Raw genomic sequence first — 15,189 nt, 5'->3', positions numbered from 1 at the left:
ATGGATAGTTTAGCTTTAATACTTATCTTACCGCTCCTTGGCGCTTTGGTCTTGTTTTTGAGTCCTAAAAATTATGCGGTATTAAGCGGACTTCATGTTTTGTTTTCTGCTGCGACATCGGTGGCTTTACTTAACAATGTTCTTAAAGTCTTAAGTAGCGGAACTTTTTATAGTTTTGATAAATTTTTATTTTTAGATAGCTTAGGCTGTGTTTTCTTGGTACTTATAGCAGTAACTGGATTTATAGTAAATTTCTACTCTATCCACTACATGAGATGGGAGCTTGAAGACGGACACATCCACCTAAGTGATCTTAAAAAATATTATGCACTAAGCCATGTATTTATCTTTACAATGACTTTAAGCGTTATTTGTAACAACGTTGCGTTTATGTGGGCTGCTATCGAGGCTACAACACTAGCTTCTGTGTTTCTTGTCGCTATCCACAAAGATCAAAAATCAACAGAGAGTGGCTATAAATACATCGTTCTTTGCTCAATCGGTCTAGCATTTGCACTTTATGCGACTGTTCTTTTATATTCAGCCACATTTAGCACTCTAGGAGATGGCGAAGCTTCTATGCTATTTTCTGGAATAATGGCAAATGCTAAAAATTTAAACCCAGATGCGGCAAAACTTATCTTTGTATTTGCTCTAATTGGTTTTGGTACAAAAGCTGGTCTTGCTCCAACTCACACTTGGCTACCTGACGTTCACGCTGAAGGTCCAGCGCCTATCTCAGCTTTGCTTTCAGGTGTGCTTTTAAAATGTGCGATGCTAGCACTTTTAAGATACTACGCTATCACAGCTCAAGCAGTTGGATTTAGCTTCGTTGAGGGCATAATGATCGTTTCAGGAACTATCACTCTTTTTGTAGCAGGATTTTTCCTAATCAGACAACACAACGTAAAAAGAATGTTTGCATACCACTCAATCGTTCACATGGGTGTTATCGCATTTGCACTTGGTGTTGGCGGTAAATTTGGTCTATTTGCAGCGATATTTCACTGCTTAGCTCACAGCTTTACAAAAGCTTTGGCATTTTGCTCAACAGGCAATATAGCAAGAATTTATGGCCACAAAGATATGAGTAAGATGGGCGGTATGGTTAAGATCGCACCGATTACCACTATAATGTTTGGCGCGGCTGTTTGTTCACTTGTTGGTGTTCCAGCGTTTGCTATATTTGTTAGTGAGTATAACGTCTTTGTAGGAGCTATCACAAGCGGTCAATACATCGCAGTTGCGCTATTTGCTATTGCACTTGCAGTTATTTTCATAGCTGACTTTGCACACTTTAACATGGCAAGCTTTGGTGAGCCAAAAGGTGTGGTTGTTCATAATAAAGAGATGAGTTTGTTAGAGAATTTACCTCTTATAGCACTTTGTGCCCTTATCATAATCTTTGGCGTATGGCACGTAGATAGCTTTTATACGCTAGTAGATAACGGTGTTAATATAATGATGGGAGCTTTAAAATGAGAGGCGATAAATTTATAGAAATCCTAAAAACCAAGGTAAAAATTTTAGAGGTAACTCGTCAAGCAGACGATCAGATCACTGTGTTAGTCGATAGAAATGACCTCCCTTTAGCTGTTAAAACGCTCTACTATGATATCGGTGGCTTTATAAGCACTATGATACCAAACGACGAGCGCCAGATAAATGGCAGCTATGCGCTTTACTACGCTATCTCAATGGAAGGTAGCAAGATGACTGAGGCGGATGATTTTGCGGCTGAGGATAAGTGCTTTATCACTGTTAAAACGCTTATTCCAGGAAGTGATCCGACATTTCCATCTGTTACTCCGCTAGTGCCAGCTTGTGTTTGGTACGAAAGAGAAGCTTATGATATGTTTGGTCTTGTAGCCGAAGGTTTGCCTGATAAAAGGCGTCTAGTTTTAAGTGATGACTGGCCAGACGGGCTTCACCCACTTAGAAAAGATGCGATGGATTATCGCTACCGACCTGATCCGGTTGATCATAGAGATGAGCCTGATTCTGAGTTTTTGTTTCCAACAGGCGATGCAGTAGTTGATGTGCCACTTGGACCACTACATATTACTTCAGATGAGCCAGGCCACTTTAGACTTTTCTGTGACGGCGACGAGATCATCGACGCTGACTACCGCCTCTTTTATCAACACCGCGGTATGGAAAAGCTAGCTGAAAACAGAATGAACTATGATCAAATGGGCTATCTTGCAGAGCGCGTTTGTGGAATTTGTGGTTATGCTCACGCTATTGCTTGTATCGAAGCAGCAGAAAAAGCTATCAAGCTTGAAATTCCGCTAAGAGCTCAAGCTATACGCGTCATCTGTCTTGAGATCGAGCGTCTTCACAGCCACCTTTTAAATATCGGTCTAGCTTGTGAGGTCACTGGTAACTACAACGCTTTTATGCACATCTTTAGGGTTCGTGAGTACTCTATGGAGCTAGCTCAGCTAGTAACTGGCGGACGTAAAACATACGGCAACGTCGTTATGGGTGGCTTAAGACGTGATATGACAAACCAAGAGATTAAAAAAGGTATCGAGATCATAAATAAACTTGACGTTCAAATTTCAGAAATTTGGGACGCAGTTATGGAGGATAAACGCCAAATCGGACGCTGGAAAGGTGTGGGTATCTTAGACCGCCAAATAGCACGTGACTTTAGCCCAGTTGGTCCAAATATGAGAGGCTCTGGCTTTAAACGTGATAACCGCTACGATCACCCATACGACTTTTTTAAACAGATAGAATTTGAAGTAGCAGTTGAGCATGGTTGCGACGTTTTTGCTCGCGAGATGGTTAGATATAAAGAGCTAAAAAGCTCTATCCACATCATCCGCCAATGCTTTGAGATGATGCCTCAAACACCTATCATGATCGATCCTGTGACTATGATCAAACCTGAAAATTTTGCACTTGGTCATGATGAAGCACCACGTGGCGAAAATGTTCACTGGATCATGCAAGGCAGTGCTCAAAAAGTATATCGCTGGAGATGCAGGGCAGCAACATATAACAACTGGCCAAGCCTAAGGTATCAATTTAGAGGAAACAACATAAGTGATGCTGCACTTATCGTTTGCTCACTTGACCCTTGCTACTCATGTACAGAGCGTGTTACATTAGTAGATGTAAGGACTAAAAAGAGCAAAATTTTAACAGAAAAAGACCTTAAAAAATTCTGTCAAGATGGCGGGGTTAGTAAGAAGGATTTAAGATGATGAAGTTATTTGACATCACAGAAAAATATGGAAAAGCGACATACGCCTATCCATTTGAGCCATATATTGTTCCTGAAAATTTCCGTGGTCAGCCAAACTATACATACGATCTCTGCATAGGTTGTGCAGCTTGCGGTATCGCTTGCCCTAGTAACGCAATAGAGCTTAAGATGAACGAGGAGCAAACAAAGCTCGTTTGGGAATTTGACTGCGGGCGCTGCATATTTTGCGGTCGCTGCGATGAGGTTTGCCCAACTGGAGCCGTAAGACTTAGCGATAGCTTTGAGCTTGCGGTTAAATTTGACAAGAGCGCTCTTATACAAAGAGGCGAGCTTGAGATGCAAACTTGCAAATGCTGCGGCAAGCCATTTACGCCAAAAAGGCTTATAAATTTTACTCTTGAAAAGCTTGGCACAGCAAATTTACTCCCAGGCAGACTTGAAGAGGCAAAAGACTACCTTTATATCTGCCCAGAGTGCAAGAAAAATCAATCTGCTGAAAGGCTAACAAAAGGCATTGAGGAGGCTATAAAATGAGTCTATATCAAGTCCCAGAGGACATAAAAACAGCAAATGATCTAACTGCAAAGCTAGAGCATCTAAAAAATATCAAAAGAAGCTTTAGCGTTTATAGGATCGACTGCGGAAGCTGTAACGGCTGTGAGATAGAAATTTTTGCAGCTATTACACCTATGTGGGATCCTGAGCGTTTTGGTTTTAAACTTGTTGCAAACCCAAGACACGCTGATATTTTACTTTGTACTGGTCCTGTAACAAGACAGATGTATTATCCACTCCTTCGTGCTTATGAAGCGACTCCAGATCCTAAGATCGTGGTTGCTCTTGGTGCGTGCGGAAGCAGTGGCGGAATTTTCCACGACGCCTATAGCGTTTGGGGCGGCATCGATAAGATAATCCCAGTTGATGTCTATATCCCAGGCTGTCCTCCACACCCAGCAAGCATTATTTATGGTCTTGGTATGGCTCTTGGTATCATCGATCAAAAACTTCATAAAAAAAGCTATGAGGAAGATAATACATTGCCACCTTCAGTTGAGAAGTCAGTCATAGGTGATATTTTGTTCGAGCGCGACTTGCAAGCTGAAAGCAGAAGGCTAATGAGCTATATCTTTGGTAGAATCCTTTTTGAAAAATATATGAGTGCTATCAAATGTTCAAAAGATGTCCATGACCCAAGCATTTCAAGAGAGGCTGTGCTTACAGCTATCAAAAAAGAGGAAGATCCTAGATATGCTGAGTGCATGGGACTTTTGCATAATGATGTCTATCTAAAATATGCAAAAGCTGATAAAAGCTTTGCGATAGATGTTGATAGCGAGGTTTGGAGTAAGAGATGATACAAGTTTATAAGCTTATAAAAAGGCATATGGACGACAACGATAAGCTTCCACGCGAGCTAAAGGAGATAAAAATTTTCTCCACTTGCGTGGGACATGGCGTTGGCACGATTGATTTTAGCGAGAAAATTTTAGAGCTAAGCGATGAGGAATTTGACGAGATGATCAAAAACTCAGGCGAATACGTGAAATTTAAGATCGGAAATTTAAGCAAATATTTTGAAGTTGAAATTTTTGCCGAGCATATCGCTAAACTCTTGCCGCAGCTTTGTGAGTGTAAGCTTAAAGAAATTTTGGCAAATTTAAAAGAGGGATATATCGTGCTTAGGAAGGACTTTTGATGAAAAAGGCCATCCTTTGCATCGGTAATCCTATGCGTGGCGATGATGATGTGGGCAATGAAGTAGGTCGCATCGTAGAAGCTGAGCTAAAAGAGTGGAAGGTCTTTTTTGGGCAAGATGTGCCTGAGAATGAATTCTCGGCCATTAGAGAATTTGCGCCTGATATCTTGATAGTAGTCGATGCGATGAGCGGCTTTGATAAGGATAAGATAGAGTTTTTTGACCTAAGTGACGATAGAGACTACATCTACTCGACTCACAATCTACCAACTCCAGTTCTTTTGAGCTATTTGCGTAAAATTTGTCCAAAGACGCTTTTTCTTGGCATTAGCGTCTTGCTCGAAAATGTCTTAAATTTTGAGGAAGGACTAAGTGAGCAGGCTAAAAAAAGTGCAAGAAAAGCATTTTTAAGAATTGTAGAGATTGATAAAAATTTAGTCGGTTAAATTTAGTAAATAGCTAAATTTAGTCTTTTTGGTTACTAAAGGCAAAATTTGCTTTTAACCGCAAGCAGTGATTTGACTTTAGTGATTTTGCAAAGTGTTAAACTTTGGTCGCAAAGATGAGCTTGGCTCATTTGCGAGATTGAAAATAAAAAGGAGAATGTGATGTTAAATCCGGCAGAAACCGCTCAAGCGGTCTCAAGCTCTATGGAGCATAAGGCTCATATGCCGCTTACTAGTATTGTTTTTCTTGCTATCATGTCTGGAGCTGCTATTGCTATGGGTGATATTTTTTGGGCTCACTCAACAGTTGGTATGGCTGAAAATCAGTCAATTGGTCTTTCAAATTTTATCGGCGGTATCACATTTAGCTGTGGCCTTATGATGGTTGTCTTTTATGGCGGACATCTTTTTACAAGCTCAGTTTTAAGTGGTGTTAGCGCATATGAAGGAAAGCTAAAACTAGGTAAGACTATCGGATACTGGGCTATCGTTTGGATATTTAACTTCGTTGGCGGCGCATTAATCGCTTATATGTACTACTACTCAGGCTTGCCACTAAAGTATGATGGCTACATCTTGCAGCACTTTATACCAGCTGGTATTGGCAAGATCACAGCACCATTTCATGAGCTATTTATCCGCGGAATTTTTTGTAACGTCTTTGTTTGTATGTCTATTTGGACTGCGACAAGTGAGAGCAATCTATCTGGTAAATTCTTTGCCATTATGTGGATGATAGGCGCATTTGTGGCTTGCTCCATGGAGCACTGCGTGGCAAATATGTTTATCATCACTGAAGCCATCATCTCAAAAGCTCACTATATAGCAGCAAACGGCGGAGATATCGCTGCTGCGGCTACGGCTCTAGGACATGGCATTACGGCTGAAAAACTAGAAGTTTTAAACTGGGGAAATTTTATCGGTAAAAACTTAGTTCCAGTTACACTTGGTAATATCTGTGGCGGACTTTTCTTTGTTGGTTTAGTTGGCTTTATGGCTAATAAATTTGATATGAAGAAAAAAGCTTAAAAATTTTTAGTCTTTGCTTCTTGGCAAAGACTAATCCTCTAAGACTACTCTTTGCTAGCTATTATAAAAATTTTTGATTTTTAGTTTGTGTAACTTTCAAGTTTTTCATAATCAATTATTAAAAACTCGTGTGGTGTGATCTTTCTTATGATGTCATCTTTTATAAGCTCATTAAAAGCAGTTGAAGCGCTTTGGCGTTTGAGCCCCACAAAGCTTGAAAGCACTTTTAGAGAAAATGGCAAAAATATGTAGTGATATCCATTTTGCTTTAGATCCTGCTCCTTTGCAAGCTCGATCAAAAAATTTGCAATCCTACCTTTTGCATCTTCAAAAAGTATGGATTTTATGATTTGGCGTTGCACGATGATGGCGTTTAACGCCGCTTTTAAAATTTCATCTACAACATTTACATTTGATAAAATTTCACTTATTTCGCTTAAGTTTATGGAGTAAATTTTTGCGTCTTCTAAAATTTCAAAAGCGCAGTTATCATCAAGAACAGCAATGTTATTTGCTTCCAAACGGTAAAGGATAAATTCTTCCCCGTCTTCAAAAAACGAAAGCTTTGCACAGCCACTTTTTAAAATGATGATTTTGATCTCTTCTGCGTAGATGATGCTTGTTTTTGGAAGGTTTTTGTACTCAAATTTATCAAGCTCGGATTGAGTTAGGATATCTAAAATTTGTGTTTGCAAAAGGCCTAAACGTGACTTTTTCATGATTCTCCCAAAAAATGTATAGGGCCTGATTTTACTTCACAAAGCATTTAAAGAAGTTGAAAAATATTGCTTTTAGTTTAAGAATCTCAATAATTTTTAAAAGTAGTATTAATTTTTTAATTTGGTTGCATAAATCGCAACCAAATTTTTAAAATCCATGAAGCTGTTTTAACTTCTCATCGATTGGCTTTTTAAGTCCATCTTTTGTTACGCTTACGTAAGTTGCTGTAGCGCTAGTAACGTGTATAGTTTCTCTAAAGCCACCGTCATTTAGCCTAAGAGCGGTTACTTCTATTTGCGTTGTTATTGAGGTTTTACCAACAGAGATGATTTTAGCGTAGCAGCTTAGCACATCGCCAACAAAGACAGGTTGCTTGAAAATGATCTCTTTCATAGAAATCGTCACAACGCGCTCGGGAGAAATTTCTCTTGCAGCTTGTGCACCTGCAAGGTCGATCTGACTCATTATCCAGCCACCAAAAATATTTCCAGCCGAGTTTGTGTCCTTTGGCAACATAACTTGTTTGATACGTGGCTCACCAAAATCCTTTAAAATATCCATTTTTTGCCTTTTAGATGTTAAAATTTTTGGTTGATTGTAGCAAATTTTAAGGCTTTATGCTAAAATCTTGCAACTTCAGGGGATGAAAAAATGAACGATTTTAAAAGATTAAATGAGCTTACAAAAGAGCAAAAAAATAAGTTAAATGCTATTTATAAAAATTTAGACGATGATATCATAAACGAGGCTGTTAAAATTTGTGGCCTTGCTGGCACACCAAGTCAGAAACTAGCCCTTACAAGAAGGATAGTAGATCTTAAAGTTGATCCGCTTCAAAATGAGCTAAAAAAGCTAAAATTAGGCGAAGATGAGCAAAAACGAGTACTAAATTTAATGTATGTCTACGTTAGAAATTTATATGAAAATCTGCACGCCAAGCTTTTAGAAAAGGCCAAAGAAGAGGAAATTTTAGATCAGTTTAATCAAGCTTTTGTGCAGGCTATGCACGAGCTTGGTCTAAGCCTAAATGCGTGGCAAATTTCATGGCAAGATAAGATAATAGACACTACAAACAAAGAGTTTGAGGCTAAATTTAAAGATTTAATCCAGGCAAATGGGTTTATCACTAAAAACGCTTTATTTCAGTGCGACGCTAGTGGCGCTAGGGCTGATAGAACGTATGGCGCAGTTTGCAAAGATGGCGAGAAATTTAGCTTTTTGCCTTACGCGCTTGCCTTTAAAGATGAGGTTAGTGAGCTTAAAAAAGTCTTTGCAAAAAATCTTGAAATTTTAAGAAATTTAGCCCAAAATGACGAGCAAAAATCCTACATAAAATACCTTGAAAAGCTGCAAAACGCCTTTTGTGAAGAGGACAATGCAAAGGTGATAAATGCATGGCAAGAGGCCGAGATAGCGTGGATGGATGTCAAAGGTCCGCTTCAGCCGGGCCATCCACTAGAGTACTATGAAGATGCCTATACACATGCAGTTGCGCTAGAGTGGGATATCAGGCTTGTTGATAGCGAGGGCATTGATGAGCTTAAATTTAAAGAAAAAATAACAAAAACTTATAAGAGCGTTTGCGAAAAGATCAAGTTTGATAATGCTGAAACAAACAAGGCAGTTAGCGAAAATATCGCTAGAACGCAGCTTTATATAAGTGTGCCAATGATCTATTATGGTGCTGAGCTAAACGGGCTTTTTAGCGCTCAAGTCGTGCCAAATGATGAGAGTGTGAGTGCAAAATGTGGTAAGAAAATTTTTGCCTTTGTAAATCATGTCTATGAGGGAGCAAAGGCAAAGCCTTTTATGAAGCTTGGGGCTGAAATTTTTAGCAAGGAATTTTTGGATTTTGGTAGGGAAATTTTATTTTTAAAGCCAAAAATTTGGAAAAAAGTATATGAAATCTCAACCATTGGCCATGAGTTTGGGCACATTTTATTTATCGGACTTGATACTGAGATGAGTATGAATAAAAGCGGTGTTTTCAAATTTATCGAAGAGTACAAGGCGACGACCGGCGGGCTAGTAAATTTTTTCTTGCATGAAGAGGCGGAGTATAAAATGGCCGTCTTTCATGAGCTAATAGCCCGTGCTGTTGGGCTTATCGCGTGGCGAAAGGTCGATGAGGTGAGGGCATATTACTGCGAGGGACTCATACATCTTAGCCTACTTTTTAGGGCTGGTGTGCTTAAATTTGACGGCAAGCTAAGCGTAGATATGAGCGAGCAAGCTTACGCTAAATTTAAAGAAATTTGCCTGCAAAACTACTACGATCTAGCGCAAACATATGCTAAAAAAGATGATGCGAGCACATTTTTAGAGAAATTTTGCCAAAAAGATGAGCAGAGCTATCTGCCGAAAGATGAAGAGACTAGAAAATTTGTTGAGCATTTTTACGCTAGATACGAAGCTATCGGCAACGATGTCGATGATAGTGGTGAGTGGCAAAGATGGCAAAGTTTAGCCAAAAAGGCAGAGAAAGATAGATAAAGACGAAATATGATAAGTAAAATAAGTAACGAAAATCAAGTATCTTTTTTATTTATGTTGATACTTTTTTGTGTATATGTTGTTAGTTATTTTATTGCTAGTGGTTTTTATGAAGACATAATTACTACCCTATTTGATTTTATGATCACATTATTTATCTTTTTAAAGCTAAAAGAGACAAGAAATTTAAAAACATATTGGATATATATATTACTAGGCCTTACTTGTTGGGTAGCATCAGACACTATGTGGATGCTATATGATAAGGTTGATTTTCTTAAACAATTTCTTTCTAAAGTCAATTTTATACAAATCTCATACGTGGTCTCATATTTTATGTTTGCATTTTCTGCTTTTTACATTTTGATCAAAAATTTGAAAAATTTATTTTTAATGCAAGTATTTGTGGACTCGGTCTCTATTTTTGCGATATATTTTAGCTTTATGTGGTTTATGATTTTTAATAGAAATTTAACCCAAGTTTTAAGCCAAAAAGATTTTTTTAATCTAAGTTACATTGCCATAGATTTATTTATGTTTTGTACCTCATTTGTTGCGTTTTTTTCACTTAAATTTTCAAAAAGAAGACTATCTATACTTTTATGCTTGATAGCGCTTATTGCAATAAGCACTTATGACATTTTTACCACTACAATGGATTTTTGGATAGATGAAATATCCTTTTCTGGATACGACATTGTATTTAAGAGTTCATTTTTTATGTTGTTTGTTGCTACGCTTCATTTAAGAGAGGGTGAGGCAAATCTAAAATTTAGGGCACTCAGAAACGATTTTGATAAAATTTTAATACAAAAGCTATTTGTTTTCGCCGTATTTTTGACGATCATGATCTTGTACTCTTGGAAGATAAATTTGACATGGTTATTTTCTATTTTAGTTACTTTGCTTGCATACGGGGCATTATCTTATACATTTTCTAATGTTAGAAAGATGGATATTTTAATTAAACGTGAAATACATATCAAAAAAGTGTTAAATAATCAGATAGAAAGTAAAGTAAAAGAGCTTGAAGAGACAAATAGGCACCTACAAAGGATCAGTAAATATGATTATCTAACGAATGCTCTAAATCGCCAGTATTTTATCGCAAGGCTTGAAGAGATGATAAAGTCAAAGGCGCTTGGCGAAAAGATAGATCTTTATAGTATTGATATAAACCATTTTAAGGCGATAAATGACTCGTACGGGCATTATATCGGCGATGATGTAATAGCAAAGTTTGCTTTAAATATTGAGTCAATATTGCCACCAAACGATTCCTTATTTGCAAGATCTGGCGGAGATGACTTTATCGTTGTTGTCAAGCAAAATGAAAATGTGCATTGCAGGGAATTTTTACGCTATCTACTAAAAGCTATTTCAGAGCCAATCGTTATAGATGATTATAAAATTGTACTTGATGCAAAAATAGGGATTAGCTCGACACAAACCAGTGAAATTTTGGCTGATGATTTTATCATGCAATCAGAAGCAGCACTAGAAGCAGCAAAGAAAGATGCATCTGAAAAGTATGTTTTTTATAGTGATATAAAAAGCATGATTCAGGATAGAAACTATATAGAAATATTGCTAAATAGCATAAGCTTTGATGAAGAATTTGAGCTAAAATTTCAGCCCCAATATCTAATAGAAGGTAAAAAAATAGTAGGAGCAGAGGCTCTTGTTAGGTGGAACTCTCCTATAAAAGGTCCGGTAGATCAATCAAAATTTATCCCAATAGCCGAACAAAGCTCTATTATCAATGCGATAGGAAAATGGGTGGCAAAAAACGCTATAAAACAAATGGCCTTTTGGAATGAAAAATATAATACAAACCTAAAAATAGGCATAAATATCTCACCAAAACAGATTGATAATATAAATTTTGCGTCTAAATTTTTAAGCTATATAGATAGATACGGCATCGATCCATCTTGTGTAGATGTTGAGATCACTGAGGCTAGCCTTGTAAATGCAGAAGAGATGATGCAAAGTGCGTTATCTGAGCTTTCAAATAGAGGAATTTGCATCTCTATAGATGATTTTGGTACTGGTTTTTCATCGATGAGTTATATTAAAAAATATCCTATGAGTCGTCTAAAGATCGCTAAAGAGCTGATAGACAATATTGCTAAAAATGATATAGATAAAGATGTGGTAAAAAGCGTTATAGCTTTGGCTAAAAATGTGGAGCTAAAGACTATTGCTGAAGGCGTCGAAGATGAAACCCAGCTTGAAATTTTAAGAGAGCTTGGATGCGATGAGGTGCAAGGGTATCTTTGGGGTAAGCCAATGAGTGCAGAGGATTTTGAAAAACTTATAATAAGTGCTATTTAAGCACACTCTTTGCGCTAAAATTTTCAAATTTTAAAATATCTTTATGGCAAAGTTTAGCCAGCTCATTTATCATTTTTGAGCTAGCTTCATCTTTTGGGATTATTAGATGAATCTTTTCTTCTAAAAAAATAATAAAGATATTTTTGAGTTCATAAATTTCACTAACTTCATTTAGGTCAAATTTTTCATTTTCTTTGGGTTCGCTTTCATAATAAGCTAGAAATTTCTCATTTACTTCAAAATTCATTTGCTTTTGAACGTCTGAAATTTCAATTCTTTTTAATGCAGCTATGCGACTTCTTTTTAAAAAGATAGGATAAAAAATGATCCAAAATATAGCAAAAACAGCTCCGATGACAGTAAAAATTTTACTTTTTAATAGCATATCAGCAACAAAACCAGCTATGATGGCTTCAGTAAATATCATAAAGGTATTTATAAAATATTGTTTCCTTGCTGCTTTTGATAGAAATAAGTTAAAAGATTTATAATCTATTAAATTTTGTCCATTTATGACGATATTGCACTTCATAAGATACCTTTGTGAATTTTAAAATTTTTTGGGAAATTATAACCAAAAGCAAAGTCAATTTTTGTATAATTTGGACTATTTCTTAGGAGAGGGACACTATTTTTTTAATATCAAAATCATCTATAACTGGCATGCGAAAATGGATCTTAGTTGCAGTTGTAGCGCTATTCGTATTTGCACTATTAGCATCTTTACTAGACTATAATCTAATTGGAAAAATATCTATTTTGCTTAGTTTCTTTATGATAACTTTTGGCATTTATACTTCAATGGATAAAGTAAAAACCAAAATAACGCATTGGCTTGCAATATGTTTTGGTGTTTTTTTATGGTCTATTTGCGATGCATTAATGGTGTTAAATCAAGATGTACTATTGCGGGCTCATAGTTCTTACGCGTATCTTGATGTGTTTTTTATGTTGCCAATGATATCTATTTTAACTGGTGTTAGTATATTTTTGTATTCAAAATTTGCAGCCAGTCAAGAAAAGCTAGCCATTATTATGGATAGCATAAGTGTCTTTTTTTTAATAGTAATTTTAATATATGGTATTTTTGATGAAGTAGATATCTTATCGATGATAAATAATAGATCAAATATCGTTTTTCTCTCTATTGTAGCCATAAATTTTCTTATACTTTTTATTACTTTAAGTGAGATTTTTACAAGCAGCTTGCTTCATATAAAAATTAGTGGCTTTTACCTCATATCAGCTAGTATTTTATTTACGATGCTAAATTTATTTATTTTTTATAGTCAGATCTCAAATGTAAATTTTGGCCATAAAATAGATTTTTTATATATCGTTCCTTTCTTCTTTTTGATGATAGGAGCTTTTCATTTAAAAGCTAAAAATGAATATGTTACAAATACCGATAAAGATATCTCAATAGGATCAAAATGGTTACCAATAATAATAGTTTTACCTTTGCTATTACAAGAAGATCTAACATCTTTTAGCGCACTTATCTCGTTATTTATCTTGGTTGTAAATGCTATTGTTAATTACTACGTTAAAAGCTCTATCGCAAGTAGAAAAATATTAGATTATGAGAAAAATCTTCATAGAGAGATGGAAAAGTCGATGCATGAGCGAACCAATGAACTTATGCTCGCAAATTTAAGACTTCAAGATATGTCCGAAAAAGACTATCTAACGGACCTTGGCAATAGAAATTTTATAGTAAATGAGCTTGAAAGAATGTGTAAAAGCATCTCTGAAGATGAGGAAATCGCGGTTTATTATATAAATTTAAGCCGTTTTAAAAGCATAAATACATCTTACGGGCACGAAATAGGCGATAGAATTTTAAAATTAGTTGCAAAAAGGATACTTGAAGTTTGCAATAGACAAGAGGCCATAGCAAGGATTAGCGCGGACGAATTTATCGTATTAGCAAAAATGGAGATAAATAGTCATACAAAACGCTTAAATCTTGGTATTGCCTTAAAAGACGCTATTGAAAAGCCAATTCAAATAGATAGATATCACTTTGGGCTTAAGTGCATAATAGGCATAGACGTAGCAACAAAAAATAGCACGGCAAATCCAAGAAATATTATAAAAAACGCAGATATGGCAATGTATTACGCCAAGAAAAATCCAGCTTTAAATCCTATGGTTTATAGCGATAAAATTAGCAATGAAATGCACCTAAGCTCAAGCATCGAGATCGCACTTAAAAAAGCTAATTTACAAGAAGACCTTCATGTATATTTTCAACCAATATTTGATCTAAAAATCGAAAAAATGATCTACGCAGAGGTTTTTTTATATTGGAAATCAGAAAAATTTGGCTTGATGGAAGCAAGCAAATTTATGAAAGAGGTCAACGTAAATAGCGATATCTTAAACGATATTTGCTCGCTTTTAGTTTCAAAGACCATAGAGTATGTAGATAGATGGCAAAAAGAAAAACTCTTGATACCAAAAATAAGCATAAATGTTGCACAGATTCAAAATAAATCAGAAAAATTTGTTTTAGATTTTGTTTCTAGCTTACGCTCTCACCATATAAATCTAGAGCTTTTTGAAATAGAATTTGGCGAAGAAATATGGACAAATAATTCTAAAACGCTTGATAAAATTTTTTCTATTCTTAAAGAAAATAATATAGACGTTTGTATAGATAATTTTGGCTCTGGATATACTTCATTTATTTATATTAGAAAGTACGGTGTTAAGCGTATAAAAATAGCAAGTGAATTTGTTGCTCAAGCATCAAATAGCAAAATAGATGCACAAATCGTATCCGCAATTATCGATTTAGCGAAGGCAATGAAGATAAAAGTTGGCGCAAAAGGTGTAGAAAAAGAAGAAGATATTCATTTCTTAAAAGAGCTTGATTGTAATGAAGTGCAAGGACTTTTCTTATCTCGGCCTATGAGTGCAGAAGAATTTGAAGACCTTGTAAGACAAGATCCTCAAATGATAGCTAGAGTTTAAATTTCAGCCTTTATCTCTTCGTTTGATTTTACGACCATGCCTGAGCCATGGATCACGCTTGGAACACAACTGGTGCAGATATCAACTTCTTCACCATTTTTATGAGCGTGGATAAAAACCGCATTTGTATCATCACTGCTTTTTAGTCCGCAAACATTGCAAACCACTAGATCTTTTTCTCTCATTTTTTCTCCTTTGAAATTTTTGCCTATTTTAGCTCCTAAATTTTATACATAAAATGATTTAAGTCAAGCTTATCTCGTGGCATTTAA

At 36.1% G+C, this 15,189-nt stretch carries 14 protein-coding genes; 10 read left to right on the top strand and 4 right to left on the bottom strand.

The genetic code is table 11. The annotated features are described in order from the left end of the window. From B9N66_RS06340 to B9N66_RS06310, 7 genes are all read left to right on the top strand, one after another. Window positions 1–1,482: a hydrogenase 4 subunit F gene (locus B9N66_RS06340; protein WP_087577837.1), complete on the top strand. Its 1,482-nt coding sequence runs from the start codon at window positions 1–3 to the stop codon at window positions 1,480–1,482. Beyond that, the gene (locus B9N66_RS06335; RefSeq protein WP_087580374.1) at window positions 1,479–3,215 is read left to right on the top strand and encodes a hydrogenase large subunit; all 1,737 of its coding nucleotides are present in this window, start codon (window positions 1,479–1,481) and stop codon (window positions 3,213–3,215) included. The genes B9N66_RS06340 and B9N66_RS06335 overlap by 4 nt, the downstream gene beginning before the upstream one ends. Continuing rightward, window positions 3,212–3,751 carry a formate hydrogenlyase complex iron-sulfur subunit gene (locus B9N66_RS06330; protein ID WP_054197155.1) on the top strand — a complete coding sequence of 180 codons (540 nt, stop codon included), beginning with the start codon at window positions 3,212–3,214 and terminating at the stop codon, window positions 3,749–3,751. Before B9N66_RS06335 ends, B9N66_RS06330 begins: the two co-directional genes overlap by 4 nt. Continuing rightward, window positions 3,748–4,572 (top strand): NADH-quinone oxidoreductase subunit B family protein, encoded by an 825-nt coding sequence (locus B9N66_RS06325; protein ID WP_087580373.1) that lies wholly within the window; start codon window positions 3,748–3,750, stop codon window positions 4,570–4,572. The genes B9N66_RS06330 and B9N66_RS06325 overlap by 4 nt, the downstream gene beginning before the upstream one ends. After that, complete coding sequence (locus tag B9N66_RS06320; protein WP_087580372.1) at window positions 4,569–4,913, top strand: formate hydrogenlyase maturation HycH family protein; 345 nt, start codon at window positions 4,569–4,571, stop codon at window positions 4,911–4,913. The genes B9N66_RS06325 and B9N66_RS06320 overlap by 4 nt, the downstream gene beginning before the upstream one ends. Next, complete coding sequence (locus B9N66_RS06315) at window positions 4,913–5,359, top strand: hydrogenase 3 maturation endopeptidase HyCI (protein ID WP_087580371.1); 447 nt, start codon at window positions 4,913–4,915, stop codon at window positions 5,357–5,359. The genes B9N66_RS06320 and B9N66_RS06315 overlap by 1 nt, the downstream gene beginning before the upstream one ends. Window positions 5,360–5,521: 162 nt before the next feature. Further along, window positions 5,522–6,388 carry a formate/nitrite transporter family protein gene (locus B9N66_RS06310; RefSeq protein WP_087580370.1) on the top strand — a complete coding sequence of 289 codons (867 nt, stop codon included), beginning with the start codon at window positions 5,522–5,524 and terminating at the stop codon, window positions 6,386–6,388. Window positions 6,389–6,468: 80 nt separating this feature from the next. Here B9N66_RS06310 and B9N66_RS06305 read toward each other — a convergent pair whose 3' ends face one another. Further along, entirely contained in the window at window positions 6,469–7,107 is a 639-nt protein-coding gene (locus B9N66_RS06305) for a Crp/Fnr family transcriptional regulator (RefSeq protein ID WP_087580369.1), read from the bottom strand. 148 nt (window positions 7,108–7,255) lie between these two features. Further along, a complete protein-coding gene (locus tag B9N66_RS06300; protein WP_087580368.1) occupies window positions 7,256–7,669 on the bottom strand; it encodes an acyl-CoA thioesterase in 414 nt (137 codons plus the stop codon). A gap of 90 nt (window positions 7,670–7,759) precedes the next feature. Between B9N66_RS06300 and ciaB the strand changes: the two genes are divergently transcribed. Together ciaB and B9N66_RS06290 are read left to right on the top strand one after the other, a co-directional pair. Beyond that, complete coding sequence (gene ciaB / locus B9N66_RS06295; protein WP_087580367.1) at window positions 7,760–9,601, top strand: invasion protein CiaB; 1,842 nt, start codon at window positions 7,760–7,762, stop codon at window positions 9,599–9,601. A gap of 654 nt (window positions 9,602–10,255) precedes the next feature. Further along, a complete protein-coding gene (locus tag B9N66_RS06290; protein WP_257639792.1) occupies window positions 10,256–11,938 on the top strand; it encodes a putative bifunctional diguanylate cyclase/phosphodiesterase in 1,683 nt (560 codons plus the stop codon). On the opposite strand, the gene B9N66_RS06285 is transcribed toward B9N66_RS06290, so the two are convergent. Further along, window positions 11,931–12,470, bottom strand: coding sequence for a hypothetical protein (locus B9N66_RS06285; RefSeq protein ID WP_087580365.1), 540 nt, complete (start codon window positions 12,468–12,470; stop codon window positions 11,931–11,933). The two genes, B9N66_RS06290 and B9N66_RS06285, sit on opposite strands and share 8 nt — an antisense overlap. Before the next feature lie 242 nt (window positions 12,471–12,712). Here B9N66_RS06285 and B9N66_RS06280 point away from each other — a divergent pair, with 242 nt between their 5' ends. Further along, entirely contained in the window at window positions 12,713–14,917 is a 2,205-nt protein-coding gene (locus B9N66_RS06280) for a bifunctional diguanylate cyclase/phosphodiesterase (protein ID WP_257639791.1), read from the top strand. Here the strand turns inward: B9N66_RS06280 and B9N66_RS06275 are convergent. Further along, window positions 14,914–15,102, bottom strand: coding sequence for a hypothetical protein (locus B9N66_RS06275; RefSeq protein WP_021091806.1), 189 nt, complete (start codon window positions 15,100–15,102; stop codon window positions 14,914–14,916). The genes B9N66_RS06280 and B9N66_RS06275 overlap by 4 nt on opposite strands. Window positions 15,103–15,189: the final 87 nt, after the last annotated feature.

Source organism: Campylobacter concisus (assembly GCF_002165775.1).
GTDB lineage: Bacteria > Campylobacterota > Campylobacteria > Campylobacterales > Campylobacteraceae > Campylobacter_A > Campylobacter_A concisus_E.
This window is presented reverse-complemented; position numbering and strand designations above follow the sequence as displayed.

Coding starts and splice junctions, on each gene's coding strand:
- B9N66_RS06340 (WP_087577837.1), top strand. CDS start 1: ATGGATAGTTTAGCTTTAATACTTATCTTACCGCTCCTTGGCGCTTTG.
- B9N66_RS06335 (WP_087580374.1), top strand. CDS start 1,479: ATGAGAGGCGATAAATTTATAGAAATCCTAAAAACCAAGGTAAAAATT.
- B9N66_RS06330 (WP_054197155.1), top strand. CDS start 3,212: ATGATGAAGTTATTTGACATCACAGAAAAATATGGAAAAGCGACATAC.
- B9N66_RS06325 (WP_087580373.1), top strand. CDS start 3,748: ATGAGTCTATATCAAGTCCCAGAGGACATAAAAACAGCAAATGATCTA.
- B9N66_RS06320 (WP_087580372.1), top strand. CDS start 4,569: ATGATACAAGTTTATAAGCTTATAAAAAGGCATATGGACGACAACGAT.
- B9N66_RS06315 (WP_087580371.1), top strand. CDS start 4,913: ATGAAAAAGGCCATCCTTTGCATCGGTAATCCTATGCGTGGCGATGAT.
- B9N66_RS06310 (WP_087580370.1), top strand. CDS start 5,522: ATGTTAAATCCGGCAGAAACCGCTCAAGCGGTCTCAAGCTCTATGGAG.
- B9N66_RS06305 (WP_087580369.1), bottom strand. CDS start 7,107: ATGAAAAAGTCACGTTTAGGCCTTTTGCAAACACAAATTTTAGATATC.
- B9N66_RS06300 (WP_087580368.1), bottom strand. CDS start 7,669: ATGGATATTTTAAAGGATTTTGGTGAGCCACGTATCAAACAAGTTATG.
- ciaB (WP_087580367.1), top strand. CDS start 7,760: ATGAACGATTTTAAAAGATTAAATGAGCTTACAAAAGAGCAAAAAAAT.
- B9N66_RS06290 (WP_257639792.1), top strand. CDS start 10,256: ATGGATTTTTGGATAGATGAAATATCCTTTTCTGGATACGACATTGTA.
- B9N66_RS06285 (WP_087580365.1), bottom strand. CDS start 12,470: ATGAAGTGCAATATCGTCATAAATGGACAAAATTTAATAGATTATAAA.
- B9N66_RS06280 (WP_257639791.1), top strand. CDS start 12,713: ATGATAACTTTTGGCATTTATACTTCAATGGATAAAGTAAAAACCAAA.
- B9N66_RS06275 (WP_021091806.1), bottom strand. CDS start 15,102: ATGAGAGAAAAAGATCTAGTGGTTTGCAATGTTTGCGGACTAAAAAGC.